The organism is Pseudoneobacillus rhizosphaerae (assembly GCF_917563885.1).
GTDB classification, from domain to species: Bacteria; Bacillota; Bacilli; order Bacillales; family Cytobacillaceae; genus Pseudoneobacillus; species Pseudoneobacillus rhizosphaerae.
Genome location: NZ_CAKJTG010000003.1, coordinates 22,109 through 34,730 on the forward strand (window position 1 = coordinate 22,109; position 12,622 = coordinate 34,730).

A 12,622-nucleotide genomic window follows, 5' to 3' on the forward strand; every position below is an offset into this window, starting at 1 on the left:
ATATGAAGATTCTGGTGATAGACGATGATGTTTATATACAACAACTTGTTTCGATACATTTAAGCCGAGAAGGCTATCAAGTATATAGAGCGAACCATGCAGAAGAAGCATTAGCCTTCTTGGAAAAGAAGACAGTTGATCTAGCAATTGTTGATGTGATGATGCCGGGAATGGACGGATTTGAATTGACAAAGATATTGTCGAATGACTTTGATCTCCCGGTTATTCTGCTTACCGCCAAAGGGCAAATTGATGATAAGGAACAGGGCTTCTTATCAGGTTCTGAGGACTATATCGTTAAACCCTTTGAGGTGAAGGAACTCCTATTCCGGGTTGCTGTTGTTTTACGGCGTGTGGAACGTGCCTTAGAAGCTGTCATAAAAGTAGGAAATCTCATGATAGATCGAAAGAACTTTGAGATAAACATCAATCAAGAAACCATTCTTCTGCCTTTAAAGGAATTTGAACTACTAAGCCTATTAGCTTCACGTGTGAATAAGATTACTCCAAGATCTGTCCTAGTTGAACAAATTTGGGGAGCTGATTATGAAGGGGGAGAACAAACCTTAAATACGCATATTAACCGTATCCGAGAACGCTTAAAAAAATACGAAGCTACTGTGGAAATTCAAACGGTTCGAGGAATTGGCTATAAGTTAGAGGTCATGAAATGAAGACTTTATATAGGAAATTTATCGTTGCAACACTAGTAATTTTAACAATAAGTATTACAGTCGGAATTATTTTAGCTAATTTTTTTTACATGACATCTACCAAACAGAAGATTGATCAACAAAATGTAGAGATTGCAGAGAAGATTACATTAAACCTTGAGAATATGCATACCCATAGCTCCTCCTTTGAGCCTTTCTTGGAGTCAATTGGAGATCTAGGGTATCAGATTTTGGTGGTAAACGAAACGGAGAAAAAAGTTTATTTCGGCCAGCCTTTTATCAAGACAGAACTTCCTGAAGGGGCTATGAAGGTTCTTACAGAAAAGGAAGTTTATCATGGAATGAGTCATTTTTCTCAGTTTTGGATGATGGGCCATTTCTCCAATGATGTAAAAAACACAGTAGGCGTTCCATTCACAATGAATGAGAAGCAATATGGATTGTTTTTACGCCCAAATAATAAGCTCCTCTTTTCGGATATTCATATGATTCTTGCCTGGTTTTTTGTAGCAGTTGCTGTTGTTAGTATTTTGGGGGTCATCCTATTTGCCAAACATCTTATCCGGCCAATTACCAAGTTAACAGAAGCAACCAAAGAAATTACACGTGAGAATTTTCAGTATCCTTTAAAAATCGAACGTAATGATGAGATTGGTCAATTGGTGGAAAGTTTTAACACCATGCAGAAGCAGTTACAGCATAATGATGAAGCTCGTAAATCTTTTATTAATAATGTATCGCATGACTTTCAGTCCCCACTTATGAATATTCAAGGATATGCAGAGCTTTTACTGTCACAAAAAGTGACTGATCATGAATACAGAGAATACTTACAAGTCATTGATCAAGAATCAAAGCGGCTCTCAAATCTAACGAAGCAGTTATTGCTGTTAACATCCCTTGATCAGAATGCCTACCCCTTGAGGGTTTCAGAAGTACAAGTGGATGAACAAATTAAACAAACCATCCGTAGGTATCAATGGAGACTACAGGAAAAAGAGATTGAGGTTTCATATAAATTACCATTTATTCGGACGAGGATGGATGCGGAGCTTATGAGCAACGTTTGGGATAATTTGTTAACCAACGCGATCAAGTATAATGCTCATGGGGGTAACATTTGGATTAGCTTAGTTAGAAATGAAACGTGCCTAACTGTCATTTTTCGAGATACAGGAATAGGTATGTCCGAAAAGGCCATCACACAAATTTTTGACCGTTTTTATCGTGTCGATTCATCCAGAAAAAGGGATGGTACAGGATTAGGACTATCCATTGTTAAACAAATAATCGATCTACATGGAGGAGAAATCAAGGTTGAAAGCGAGGTTGGCAAAGGAACAACCTTCACTATCATCCTCCCAAATATAAATAGAAAATTGGAGGAATAAAAAAATGGAACAAACTTGGAGTATACGATTAATTCGATTTGCAGCAATATTTGGGATAATCGGTACCTTTATTGGCTCGCAAATGTCTGGAAGTATGGATTATTCGTTGAGACCCATTCATGCCCATATCCTACTGGTTGGATGGCTTTCAGTGTTTGCTTGGGGAATTTTTTACAGAGTATATAAGATAAAATATAAAAAACTTGTACCAGTTCACAGCATACTTGGAATGGTTGGGGCAGCAGGATTAACCTTAGGTATGTGGATGTACAATATTAATCCATACAATCTAAATGAAACCTTTGTAATGATCTTCTTTATTGTGGGAGGAACCTTACTTTTACTAGCCTTTCTCCTTTTCGTTGCAATCACTTTCCTTATTGATAAACAATGAAGCGCTGGGAGGGACAGGCCATCGTCCCAATCTAATGCTTATAAATTTAATATGGAAACTGATACAAAGACTGATCAGAATCCTAAAAGTTAGATAAGAATATTTAGGCTGCTATTTGGGTATGAGTTCGATAGTTTATGGACTCATACCTTTTGAAAATCATGGGCAAAATAAGCCTAATCTTTCTTGAAAACATGTTAGAACTTCATCTGGCACTTCTTTGAACTTTATATCCCCTCCTAGAAAAAGTAGCCAATTGGTGATTTCAATTAATTCTTCGGAATTATCAACATTGATAAACGTTTTGAGATTGGCTGTAGTTTGATACGGACTCGTGTAGGAAAGGGACACTTTTAACGGGTGGTATTTTTTGAACTGCGCAATCGCCATTGGACCTAGTTCAAGAAAAAGATTAGTGGCTTCTTCATCTTTACTTAGTTTTTCTACTATTTTTTTCCTACTCCATTTAATTTTGGCAGGGTATGGTTCTACATCAATGAGATGGTCTACTGGGAAAACTTGTTTCCTTTCTTCCTTTAAGTCAAAGCCTTCAATCAACCAAAAGCTTTTTTCATGATAAAGGTGCAAGAGATAAATATGATAAGACTTGATTACCTTCTCTTCATTAATCGTAATCGTTAAATGGCGATCTAATAAAAGGAATTGGATCAGTTTTTCTACTATCGGATGGGGAAGGTCTGACAAATCAAGTAGGTCGGGATTCTTGGGGTTAGTCCCTTCAAATAGCAAGATTTGATTTAATAGCACAAGATCATCTTGCTGGTTTTCTGAGATGAGTCCTAATAGTTTTTCAGCTAAAGACTGACGACTCTTTAAAAAGGGGAGTTGTTGATTTCTGGTGGCCATAAAGGCAATAAAAAGAGCTTTGATCTCATTATCAGTGAAGCGAACTGTAGGTAAGACAGAGTTGTTCATCACAAAATAACCCCCATCCCTTCCAACTTCAGCAACAAGTGGCATCCCGAGTGTCTCAATCTCTCTAATATCTCGAATCGCTGTGGAACGAGAAATATTAAATTCTTGCATGATTTCAGTAATGGTAAAGTGGGCACGATTATTGATATACCGCATAATAGTATTAATCCGTTCAACTTTTTTCATCGGAACCTCCTAAACAGTATCACTTTTTGACATGATTTAAGGCTATTATAATACTATCAAGTGAAAAGACAAACCATTTGATTCATACTAAAAAAAGGAAGGTTTTGAATATGACAAATTATACTCTAGAAGAAAAAGACAGCTTTACCGTTTTAGGTATTGGTACGGAGCTTAAGAGTCATTACACAGACTATGCTGGTATAATCAAGGAAAAGTCAGACTTTTGGACGGCAGTCAAACAAGATGGCAGGCTTGATTCTTTAAAAGCGTTAGCTACGAATGACTACATTTTTGTAGTAAACGAAGCAGTGAATAATAAAATGATGCATTATGCAGGGGTCATGACAGAGCAGACGTTACCAGAAGCAGACCGAGTGATCCAATTTCCTAAAGGGGAATACCTTGTTGTAAAAGGTGAAGCGAAGAATGCGGAAGAGTTGAGCAATATGCTTACTGGGATTGCCTTCGGTCAAGTCCTGCCAGAAGCAAAGGACTTTGCTTACGTTGGCGGACCAAATGCATCGGTAGAGATGGGGGAACGAAACGGCGTCCTTTTTGGTGAAATGTGGATCCCTGTTGTGAGGAAGTAACGAGGTACAAGGAGGAAGGAAATGTCTTATATCGTTGATTTTAAAAATGTGTCTACAGTCGGTTTAGAGTCTTCGCCAGTAGCAGAAGCACTTGCTGGATTACGAGCTAACGAAGCTCGTTATTTTATGAACAAGTACAAGCATGAATTCACGGTCGTTCCAGCGAGCGAAAGCCAGGAGACCCTTGATTATGTGAATCAAATTTTGAAAGAGGAACGTGGCATTGAGTTTGCGGCCAAACCTTTAGAAACATCTAGTAATCAAGTCGAAAATATCAAATGGACCTACGTCTTTTATGAGGATGGTCTTGCGGTTAATGTCTTGTATACAGTTGATGGCCCTAAGCCAAAGCGGGCCGTCGGATTTAAGCTTTCGGAGGGGATGGAAGTACCAAAGGAGCTAGAAGAGAAGTTTAAGTTTGCTAGACAGAAGTCTAAACTAGCTGGAACCATTCGGGGCTCGTACTTTGTTATTAAAGGAGAATATTAAAAAACTGATAATAGTAGGAGCATTGACACTACCCGAATTCTCTTGTTCCACGAATGAGGAAGGATCTCATACTCTTTAATCGATTAAAAAGTAAAAGGAAGCTTTCACTTGAGTTGAGAAATAGTCACCGGAGCTGGCAGGGTGGCTATTTCTATTTTATTGCTTGGCTCAGTTAAAGTTTAATGTTGTTTTTATCAATATGGTTGGGGTTTGCGGACATTGGTTCCGCTATTCTAGTAAAAAGAGAGGTTTTTAGGGCTTTTGCGGACACAGGTTCCGTTATATTGGATTATTAGAGGCTATATTCTATGAAATAGCGTAAATAGCGGATTGTATGTCCGCCCAAACACGAAAATAGCCTAATATGGATCAAATAGCGGATTCTATGTCCTCATCCATTTGTCCAAAAACAACATTCTTATTTAACAGAGCCTATTGCTTAAAAGACGAAAGCGCATTGCTTAGACCTGACAAGCATAAATTGTTTTGAATAGAAGAAGTCGCGTAGAATACCATTTTTACACCATAGCTACAAAAAGAAAAACCAAATTCTTAAGAAGTTGGTTTTACGAAAATGAAATTATGAGTGCTTTTTAAATATTCCAAAGGGTTTGCCGAGAGGTAGCAGGGTTTGTCCAAAATGGGTGTTTAATACGGTTCCGGCTGATCCATAGAAAGAGAGCAAGGCGATGCAAAGCTCGGAAATAGCAGCTAGCATATGAGTTTGTTCGTGCATTATATCGAATGTGCTCAATGCAAGACCAATAAATAGAAAATCGATGAACACAAAGATAAAGAATAATACCTTGTGTGTTTCCATTGCCCCAACCGTCATGTACAAGCTAAAAATGAGATAGCCAAGAAAAGCGACCCCAAGCTGTTTTGAATCCACGTTGCTAGCTAATTCTTCCCCGAAAGCCCCGAGCTGAATGAGCCAAGACATTCCAACGCCAAACCAAAATAGACCAAATGCCCCAAATGCTGTTACTCCAAAAATATTATTATGCTTAGCATCATGAATGCACGCAAATAATTGTGCGAGACCACCTAAAAAAAATGCCCACGGAATAATAAATGAAAGTCCATCCGTTAAGCCTAGCTTTTGTGAAGATGCTACCAGTGTAACCATGGCCAGTCCAAATAGGCCAAGTGCTGATGGATCTGCTGTCATCACTTTCACGTGATTTATATTCTGAGTGTCCATGAGTCCCTCCAAATGAAATGAGTTACTGAGTAAAGAGCGGTTTATCCATATTCTTTGTAGTGAAGGGGAATTTATGCAAGATAGGGAGTGTATGGGACATAGGGCACCTTAATTGATGTCTCGCTTCCCGAATTTTCTTGTTTCACATATTTATTGTAAGAAAAATAAGGTGAACAATCCCATCCGCAGAATTAGTTACACTTTTGAAATTGTTCCTACCAGTGGCATGTGATTACAAGTTATCAACAAGCTAAGATGGGGATTACATTCTTTGGAGCGAGTATGATCTGCAAAAAATTCAGATTTATCAACAATAATCGATAAAGTTGTATACAAAAGTGGATAAGTGCTTGTTTTTTTAGACGAACAAATAGCTTATCCACAATATAAATCCTTGAAAATGGAAGCAGGAGAACCGTCCCCTTGCTTCCTGAAAAATTTAAAAGTTTACAGAATATACCAACAGTTACTATCATAAATAATAGGTACAACCCAATGTGATGTACGCCGAATACATACCAATATGATTCATGATTAGGAGGGAAGAGGAAATGATACATATACAAAATTTGGAGAAGTCTTATTATGGGGATGGGGTCGTCACGAAGGTGTTAGATAACGTGAACCTAAAGTTTGAAAGGAAGGATTTTACTACGATTGTGGGTCCTTCGGGTTCCGGGAAATCGACACTACTAAATATAATGGGCACACTCGATTCACCGACAAACGGTAAGGTGCTTTATAACGAAGAAGATATCTTCACAATCAAAAATAATAAACTAGCAGACTTTCGTTTCCAACACATTGGTTTTGTTTTTCAACAATTTCAATTGTTGCCAACTCTGACGGCGATGGAAAATATCTTAGCACCTTTATTTGCAAGGAAGACTACTTTCTCCAAACAAGAACGTGTTGAGGAACTTTTGGAACTACTCGGTTTAGGAGATAAGAAAAATTCGTTACCTTCCCAATTATCAGGAGGGCAGCAGCAAAGAGTCGCGATTGCCCGGGCGTTGGTCAATTCACCCAAATGGATATTAGCTGACGAACCTACCGGAAATTTGGATCAGAAAAATGGTGAAATCATTTTTGAAATCCTTCAAAAGTTAAACAAAGAACAGGGCTGTGGGATTATTTTAATTACACATGATGATACATTGGCCAAGAAAAGCGACAGAACCATCTATTTAACAGATGGAAAAGTGGTCGATGATGTTCGGAGGTGAAGGGATTGTTACGATTTATTTTGAAAAATTGGCTTCGAAATAAAAAACGAATGCTACCGATGTTGATTGGTGCCCTCATCATTAGCTCTGGACTAGGGCACATTTCGGGGGTGCAAGAAACGAGCAGAGGCACGATTGAGTATCTTTTACAAAAGAAGTGGAAGTCTGCTTATGATATTGTGGTGCGGCCGCCAGATTCTAGAAGTATAACGGAAGAGCACCGGCTGCTCGAGCCGAACTATTTAAGTGGGATTTCAGGTGGAATCTCTCTTGAACAGCTAGACAGGATTAAAAAAATGGAGGATGTAGCGGTTGCTGCTCCCATCTCGGTTATAGGAAATACATCAGCGCTTGTGACGTTTGATACGTTGAAACAGGGGAAAATGGAGGAGCCAGGGGTTTATAGTATTACCTTTAAAACCGTGTCGGATAATGGGTATCGAGAAGAAGAACGGGATTCTTTCACCTCTTACTTTACAACAGATGAATGGGCTCCAGCAAACGATGTACCTGAGGCATATTTTCCTTATGGGTTAGTCGGTTGGCCAGGGAGGTTATTTTCACAAACCAATCAATTATTAGTCGGTGTCGATCCTGCTGAGGAAGCGAAGTTGGTTGGACTTGATCAATCCATCGTCAAAATGGGTTTTAGCCGATACTTTCGAGATGAAGATAAGGTTACAGTAAGTGAAGGGAATCATACGAATCGAGGGAAAGCTTTTACCATGTCCCATATTCCGCTTCTTGTAAGCAGTGAACCTTTCGTGAATGAAACCTATGAGTTTACAATACGAAAATTAGATCTTCCTTTTTCTGATAAAGAGACGGCCAAGAAAACGATGGAAACGGTATTAGAAAAAGGTGGAGAAACATATTTAAAGAGTATTGAATCAAAGCCATTCAAAGAGTATACGTTTGATTCGAAGCTAGGGCACAGGATTTTTCTTGGGAAGCTGACAGGGATTGACCCTGAAACGCAAGACACGTTTTCCCACCCCAAATATGATGCTGACTTTTCTTGGTTGATCACGACAAAGGCTTCACCTCTAGAATATAAAGAAATTCAGAGTCCATATAAAGAGAAATGGAATTACGCCTTTGAAATTGAGCCTCAAAAAATCTATTCAGGTGGTGCAAACGAAAGGTACGGCTATCGAGCTTTAAATTATTATTCAGAAGATGTGTTTGACTCTCCGAAAATGGATCCTTACTACGTGGGAGTTTATGATCCTACGAAACTTGCTTTAACAATGGATCCTTTAACGGATGTACCGATGGAAACGTATCGCCCAGCCACAGCTAATCTTGTGCTAGATAAGGATGGGGAGCCGGTTAATCCTCCAGTCACCATACAAAATGAAGGATCAGCTTATAGTCTTTTAACAAGTCCACCAGTATTACTAACGACAATTGATGCCGCAAAGAGCATTATGGGTGATAAGCCAATTAGTGCCATTCGAGTGAAGGTGGCGGGAGTCGATACCTTTAGTGAAGAAAGTCAGGCAACCCTTGAGAAGGTTGCCAAGGAGATTGAAGAGCAAACCGGACTCATCACGGATATTACGTTAGGTTCTTCACCGCAACAAACCTTAACCTATGTTCCTAAAATGGGATCAAAAGAGGCAATGGGCTGGATTGAGCAGCCATGGGTTCATATTGGAGCATCAATAGGAATTTTTAAAGAATCGAAAGTTGCCTCAAGTTCCTTAATGTTTATCATCATGTTAGTAGCCGTCATTTACGTCATTTCGACGAATATCGTCTCGTTTTTAGCTCGTAAAAAAGAACTTGCCTTGCTGCTAGCCATAGGCTGGAAAAATAGATATTTAGTTAAAATGGTATTCTATGAGGCACTTATTCTAGGCGTATTTGTAGCTGTGTCCTCTTTGACGATGAGTTTGATTGCCTATTTCCAAAGTGATGATGAAGTACCGATTTCAATCATAAAATTTATCATCATAGGGTTAATTGGCTTTTTGATCTATCTATTGGGAGCAATTGTTCCAGCCTTTATAGTAGGTAGAATTCAACCGAAAGAAGCAATGAGTGCAGGCGAAATTTCGCAGAATTCACGCCGATTAACAAAGGTCAATGGAATTTTCTCGATGGCCATTGGACATTTTTTTGGTAAATGGAAGCGGAATGCTTTGTCCGTCATATCGATACTTTTGCCTACCTCACTTTTGATGTTTTTCATCTTTATTTCTTTCCGATTAAAAGGGGTTCTCTATACCACTTGGCTAGGGGAGTTTGTTGCGATGGAAATTGGTGTGTCCTACTATATTATTGTTGGAGTATGCTTATTAATTGCCATCTTAACAACGTATGAAATCATGTGGCAGAATGTCACGGAAAGAAGTGCAGAACTATCGGTGTTAAAAGCGTTTGGTTGGAGCAATAGCTCCGTGCAATCCCTAGTGCTGATGGAAGGACTCATAACGGGAATCCTCTCAGGTATATTTGGCTACCTATTATCACTAGGAATGATTAACCTTATCTATCAACAACTCGTGATAAAAGAAATTTGGTTACTTTCTCTTGCGATTATTCCCATCATCGTCGGACTCATAGGTGCTTTTATCCCTGCACGAATGGCTGTACGTATTAATCCGGTGAAGGGGATGAATCGGTTGTAGTGATCCCAAGTGCCACTTACAACAAATCGAAAGAGCAACCAAATTGGTTGCTCTTTTATGATATTTGTAACTTATTGTAATGCTTATTATCAATTTTGATTTCAATTCTCTCAATCGCTTTTGTATCCCGAATGATTTCTTGCTTGTTTTCTAAGATTAATTCCTTGAAGCTTAGTTTTCGTTTTCTCATGATAAATTCCTCCGCTATCTAATTTTTTTTGAAATTCTATTCATTATCGTTCCGTGTATTGGTATTTATTTTGCCCATTGACTCAATACTTGATCTCTTGCAATCTGAAATATTTCTTCTTCTGTTTGGTCTTTGTTAGCAATGACATTAGTTTGATAGATTTTCCCTTCGAGTTGAACATCAATCGTATATTTGTACATAATAATTGTGCACCTTTTCTTTCTTCCATTTTTTTTATTTTATCGTAGGACTTAAGCTTCCTTAGCTTGTTGATCCTGATGCAGTAGAGCTTCTAGGCTGTAAATATGTTGAATGAGCTTTTGAATATCGGTTTTGGCATTTGCAATAAACTCACATTCTTGTTTCGTATACGGCCTTTGTGTATCCCCATTAGGTGCCACATCGTAGAAAACCACATTTCCTACAACAACCCTACACATTTCCCATTTTTCATTTGTTAGTTGATTACAACGATTTTCAATCTTGCGAAATTCTCTTTCTGTCAAAATGGACATCCCTATCCCTCAATCCTTTTTATGCTTTTCACTATGACAATGTTGTTTTTGTGTATAAAAGAATTATAAGGGATAAGACATTGGCCTGAGAATGTCATCACGATAGGTGTCCCAAATTTGTCACAAAGCCTGTCACAATTTCTTCAATTATTTGAATCTTTAATCTGATTCCATCCGCAAAAAAAAGAGGCAGTCTCAAGATTGCCTCTTCCACTCTGAAGAATAAGTGTAAAACAGCATGCTGGAAGGTGAAACCTCTCCGCATGTAGAAGCCGGATCCTAAGGTGGAATAATCAACCTATAATTAAACCCACTTTATCAAAATTCCAAAAAATAGTTAGCAGTTTTGATTCACTTTTTATAATGATATATTTACTAGAAAAGGGAATAGGTTAACCAACTCGTTGAGATAGGAAGAAGGAGTATAAATTGAGATTAATAAGCTGGAACTCCCAAAGGTTTGCAAGAAGCGGACCGGATTAAATTGACAATTCCATCGTTTGGAACAATCACATATGACTTTGTTAAAATGCTGTTGGATGAGTTAAAACATAGAGGGCTGTAATATGAAGTAGCAGCTCAAAATGAAAATCAACAGTTGACAAATATTCCGGATAGCAACGGAAATAGGATTAGTTTCTTAGACCGGGATGTCTTATTGATTCGAAAAGATCATCAACTTAAGGTTATTAAAAAACAAGAATCGAATTTCACAGCGAATTTTAACGGGATTCTTCAGGGATGGTCCTCTATTGATGTTCAAATGGACAGACAGGTTTTTAGAATGATCAATACCCATTTAGATCCTCTTAATCCTACAATCAGGAATGCCCAAGCATTGGAGTTAATGAATGGTCCAGCCAATAGTATTCTCCCATTGATTATAACAGGAGATTTAAATGCTCCCCCTAACAGCTTAGCTTACAGGATATTTATTGATAATGGATTTCATGATGTTTGGAGCGAAGTAGGTAAAGGTTCCGGATTAACCTGTTGCCAGGGATCCGATCTTTTGAATACACTTTCCACTTTGATTAGAAGAATAGACTATATACTGTATAAAAATGGATGGAGGCCGGAGAAAGCAGAATTAATTGGAGAATCCGAGAGTGATCGAACAAATACGGGTCTCTGGCCATCCGATCATGCAGGAGTATGGGCTAGATTAGAGAACGAAGGGGAGTGACGGTTCTGGCGTTATTTTAGGAAAAAGCTGTGTTAAAGGCTAATGTTGTTTATTAGCACCTGCAGCGGAAATCAACAGTCTTCTTTAACACAGCCTAGGAAAAAAGGAAGCGCGGGAACGGTCCCTGCGCTTTGACCTTTTGTTAAAGTTTTGTTAGCACTATCCCAATTAATGCTGAAATAACGCCGATGATTTGGTACAATTTAAGCCTTTCTTTATAAAGCCAACAGCTACTAAGGACGACAACTAAACAACTTAAACTAACAATTGGGAATACAATGCTTGCTACTCCAGTACTTAGAGCAAAAAAGTAGCTGCTATAACCTACGACACTAATACATCCAATAATGATACCCAATTTTAACTCTTTTCGTTGCCATTTTTCCTTCATAAATAAACTATTAATCATTAAATAGACTGCTCCGCCACCATACATACAAACAAGCGTATTAATAGAATCAATATGGAAATACGAAGTAGTCTTCATGAGCACACCGAGTACACCAAAGGACGTAACTGATAATAAAACGCGGTACATCCACGGCTTATATTCCATTTTAACACCATTACCAGGTACATATTGGATGATAGCTGCAGAAGCAAGCATAACAATAATGCCGATCCACTGAATAAGTGTGATGTGCTCCTGAAATATAAGAGCTGCACTTAGAATAGGAATAACCGTATTTGTGCTAATAAGTGGCGAGGTTATACTCGCAGGTCCTTTTTCAAATGCCATAGACATTTGAATATTACCATTTGCATTTAAGATGCCGATGACTGCACCTAGTACGATTGTTAAACTATTAAAAGATGCAAACCCAATAACTGTTCCATAGCTAAACATTAATAAAAACGCAATAAGATAAAAGAAAAACTGCATATGTACCTTTGATAGTCCTTTTCCTGACGTGACCTTAAAAATCATATTATTGATTCCAAAGCAAAGCATTGTCAGAACAGCTGCTACAATCCACATTTAAAATCCTTCTCTCCCTTTTATAG

The 12,622-nt window shown here is 38.2% G+C and carries 14 protein-coding genes; 8 read left to right on the plus strand and 6 right to left on the minus strand.

Translation table 11 applies throughout. From position 1 onward, the window contains the following. Positions 1-2 precede the first annotated feature (2 nt). The 3 genes from LRP83_RS02545 to LRP83_RS02555 are packed head-to-tail and all read left to right on the plus strand — an operon-like array spanning position 3 to position 2,459. On the plus strand, positions 3-674 hold the full coding sequence (locus LRP83_RS02545; protein ID WP_230495107.1) for a response regulator transcription factor: 672 nt from the start codon (positions 3-5) through the stop codon (positions 672-674). Next, entirely contained in the window at positions 671-2,065 is a 1,395-nt protein-coding gene (locus LRP83_RS02550) for a sensor histidine kinase (protein ID WP_230495108.1), read from the plus strand. Before LRP83_RS02545 ends, LRP83_RS02550 begins: the two co-directional genes overlap by 4 nt. Before the next feature lie 4 nt (positions 2,066-2,069). Further along, the gene (locus tag LRP83_RS02555) at positions 2,070-2,459 is read left to right on the plus strand and encodes a hypothetical protein (RefSeq protein WP_230495109.1); all 390 of its coding nucleotides are present in this window, start codon (positions 2,070-2,072) and stop codon (positions 2,457-2,459) included. A gap of 159 nt (positions 2,460-2,618) precedes the next feature. Here LRP83_RS02555 and LRP83_RS02560 read toward each other — a convergent pair whose 3' ends face one another. After that, positions 2,619-3,581 (minus strand): helix-turn-helix transcriptional regulator, encoded by a 963-nt coding sequence (locus LRP83_RS02560; protein WP_230495110.1) that lies wholly within the window; start codon positions 3,579-3,581, stop codon positions 2,619-2,621. A gap of 110 nt (positions 3,582-3,691) precedes the next feature. On the opposite strand from LRP83_RS02560, the gene LRP83_RS02565 reads away from it, so the two are divergent. Both LRP83_RS02565 and LRP83_RS02570 read left to right on the plus strand, forming a co-directional pair. Then, on the plus strand, positions 3,692-4,171 hold the full coding sequence (locus LRP83_RS02565; RefSeq protein ID WP_230495111.1) for a GyrI-like domain-containing protein: 480 nt from the start codon (positions 3,692-3,694) through the stop codon (positions 4,169-4,171). A gap of 21 nt (positions 4,172-4,192) precedes the next feature. After that, positions 4,193-4,660 (plus strand): DUF8821 family protein, encoded by a 468-nt coding sequence (locus tag LRP83_RS02570; RefSeq protein ID WP_230495112.1) that lies wholly within the window; start codon positions 4,193-4,195, stop codon positions 4,658-4,660. Between the two features lie 580 nt (positions 4,661-5,240). Here the strand turns inward: LRP83_RS02570 and LRP83_RS02575 are convergent. Then, complete coding sequence (locus LRP83_RS02575; protein WP_230495113.1) at positions 5,241-5,864, minus strand: acetate uptake transporter; 624 nt, start codon at positions 5,862-5,864, stop codon at positions 5,241-5,243. 551 nt (positions 5,865-6,415) lie between these two features. On the opposite strand from LRP83_RS02575, the gene LRP83_RS02580 reads away from it, so the two are divergent. Next, positions 6,416-7,090: an ABC transporter ATP-binding protein gene (locus tag LRP83_RS02580; RefSeq protein ID WP_230495114.1), complete on the plus strand. Its 675-nt coding sequence runs from the start codon at positions 6,416-6,418 to the stop codon at positions 7,088-7,090. Between the two features lie 5 nt (positions 7,091-7,095). Further along, positions 7,096-9,726 carry an ABC transporter permease gene (locus tag LRP83_RS02585; RefSeq protein ID WP_230495115.1) on the plus strand — a complete coding sequence of 877 codons (2,631 nt, stop codon included), beginning with the start codon at positions 7,096-7,098 and terminating at the stop codon, positions 9,724-9,726. A 55-nt stretch (positions 9,727-9,781) separates the two neighbouring features. Here LRP83_RS02585 and LRP83_RS02590 read toward each other — a convergent pair whose 3' ends face one another. The 3 genes from LRP83_RS02590 to LRP83_RS02600 form a co-directional block, all read right to left on the minus strand. After that, positions 9,782-9,916: an FbpB family small basic protein gene (locus tag LRP83_RS02590; protein WP_230495116.1), complete on the minus strand. Its 135-nt coding sequence runs from the start codon at positions 9,914-9,916 to the stop codon at positions 9,782-9,784. A 65-nt stretch (positions 9,917-9,981) separates the two neighbouring features. Next, positions 9,982-10,116 carry a BA3454 family stress response protein gene (locus tag LRP83_RS02595; protein WP_230495117.1) on the minus strand — a complete coding sequence of 45 codons (135 nt, stop codon included), beginning with the start codon at positions 10,114-10,116 and terminating at the stop codon, positions 9,982-9,984. Positions 10,117-10,167: 51 nt separating this feature from the next. Beyond that, positions 10,168-10,431, minus strand: a complete 264-nt coding sequence (locus tag LRP83_RS02600; RefSeq protein WP_230495118.1) for a hypothetical protein — start codon at positions 10,429-10,431, stop codon at positions 10,168-10,170. A gap of 658 nt (positions 10,432-11,089) precedes the next feature. Between LRP83_RS02600 and LRP83_RS02605 the strand changes: the two genes are divergently transcribed. Beyond that, positions 11,090-11,617 (plus strand): endonuclease/exonuclease/phosphatase family protein, encoded by a 528-nt coding sequence (locus LRP83_RS02605; protein ID WP_230495119.1) that lies wholly within the window; start codon positions 11,090-11,092, stop codon positions 11,615-11,617. 142 nt (positions 11,618-11,759) lie between these two features. Here the strand turns inward: LRP83_RS02605 and LRP83_RS02610 are convergent, their stop codons facing one another. Continuing rightward, positions 11,760-12,596, minus strand: a complete 837-nt coding sequence (locus tag LRP83_RS02610; RefSeq protein WP_230495120.1) for a DMT family transporter — start codon at positions 12,594-12,596, stop codon at positions 11,760-11,762. Positions 12,597-12,622: the final 26 nt, after the last annotated feature.

Coding starts and splice junctions, on each gene's coding strand:
- LRP83_RS02545 (WP_230495107.1), top strand. CDS start 3: ATGAAGATTCTGGTGATAGACGATGATGTTTATATACAACAACTTGTT.
- LRP83_RS02550 (WP_230495108.1), top strand. CDS start 671: ATGAAGACTTTATATAGGAAATTTATCGTTGCAACACTAGTAATTTTA.
- LRP83_RS02555 (WP_230495109.1), top strand. CDS start 2,070: ATGGAACAAACTTGGAGTATACGATTAATTCGATTTGCAGCAATATTT.
- LRP83_RS02560 (WP_230495110.1), bottom strand. CDS start 3,581: ATGAAAAAAGTTGAACGGATTAATACTATTATGCGGTATATCAATAAT.
- LRP83_RS02565 (WP_230495111.1), top strand. CDS start 3,692: ATGACAAATTATACTCTAGAAGAAAAAGACAGCTTTACCGTTTTAGGT.
- LRP83_RS02570 (WP_230495112.1), top strand. CDS start 4,193: ATGTCTTATATCGTTGATTTTAAAAATGTGTCTACAGTCGGTTTAGAG.
- LRP83_RS02575 (WP_230495113.1), bottom strand. CDS start 5,864: ATGGACACTCAGAATATAAATCACGTGAAAGTGATGACAGCAGATCCA.
- LRP83_RS02580 (WP_230495114.1), top strand. CDS start 6,416: ATGATACATATACAAAATTTGGAGAAGTCTTATTATGGGGATGGGGTC.
- LRP83_RS02590 (WP_230495116.1), bottom strand. CDS start 9,916: ATGAGAAAACGAAAACTAAGCTTCAAGGAATTAATCTTAGAAAACAAG.
- LRP83_RS02595 (WP_230495117.1), bottom strand. CDS start 10,116: ATGTACAAATATACGATTGATGTTCAACTCGAAGGGAAAATCTATCAA.
- LRP83_RS02600 (WP_230495118.1), bottom strand. CDS start 10,431: ATGTCCATTTTGACAGAAAGAGAATTTCGCAAGATTGAAAATCGTTGT.
- LRP83_RS02610 (WP_230495120.1), bottom strand. CDS start 12,596: ATGTGGATTGTAGCAGCTGTTCTGACAATGCTTTGCTTTGGAATCAAT.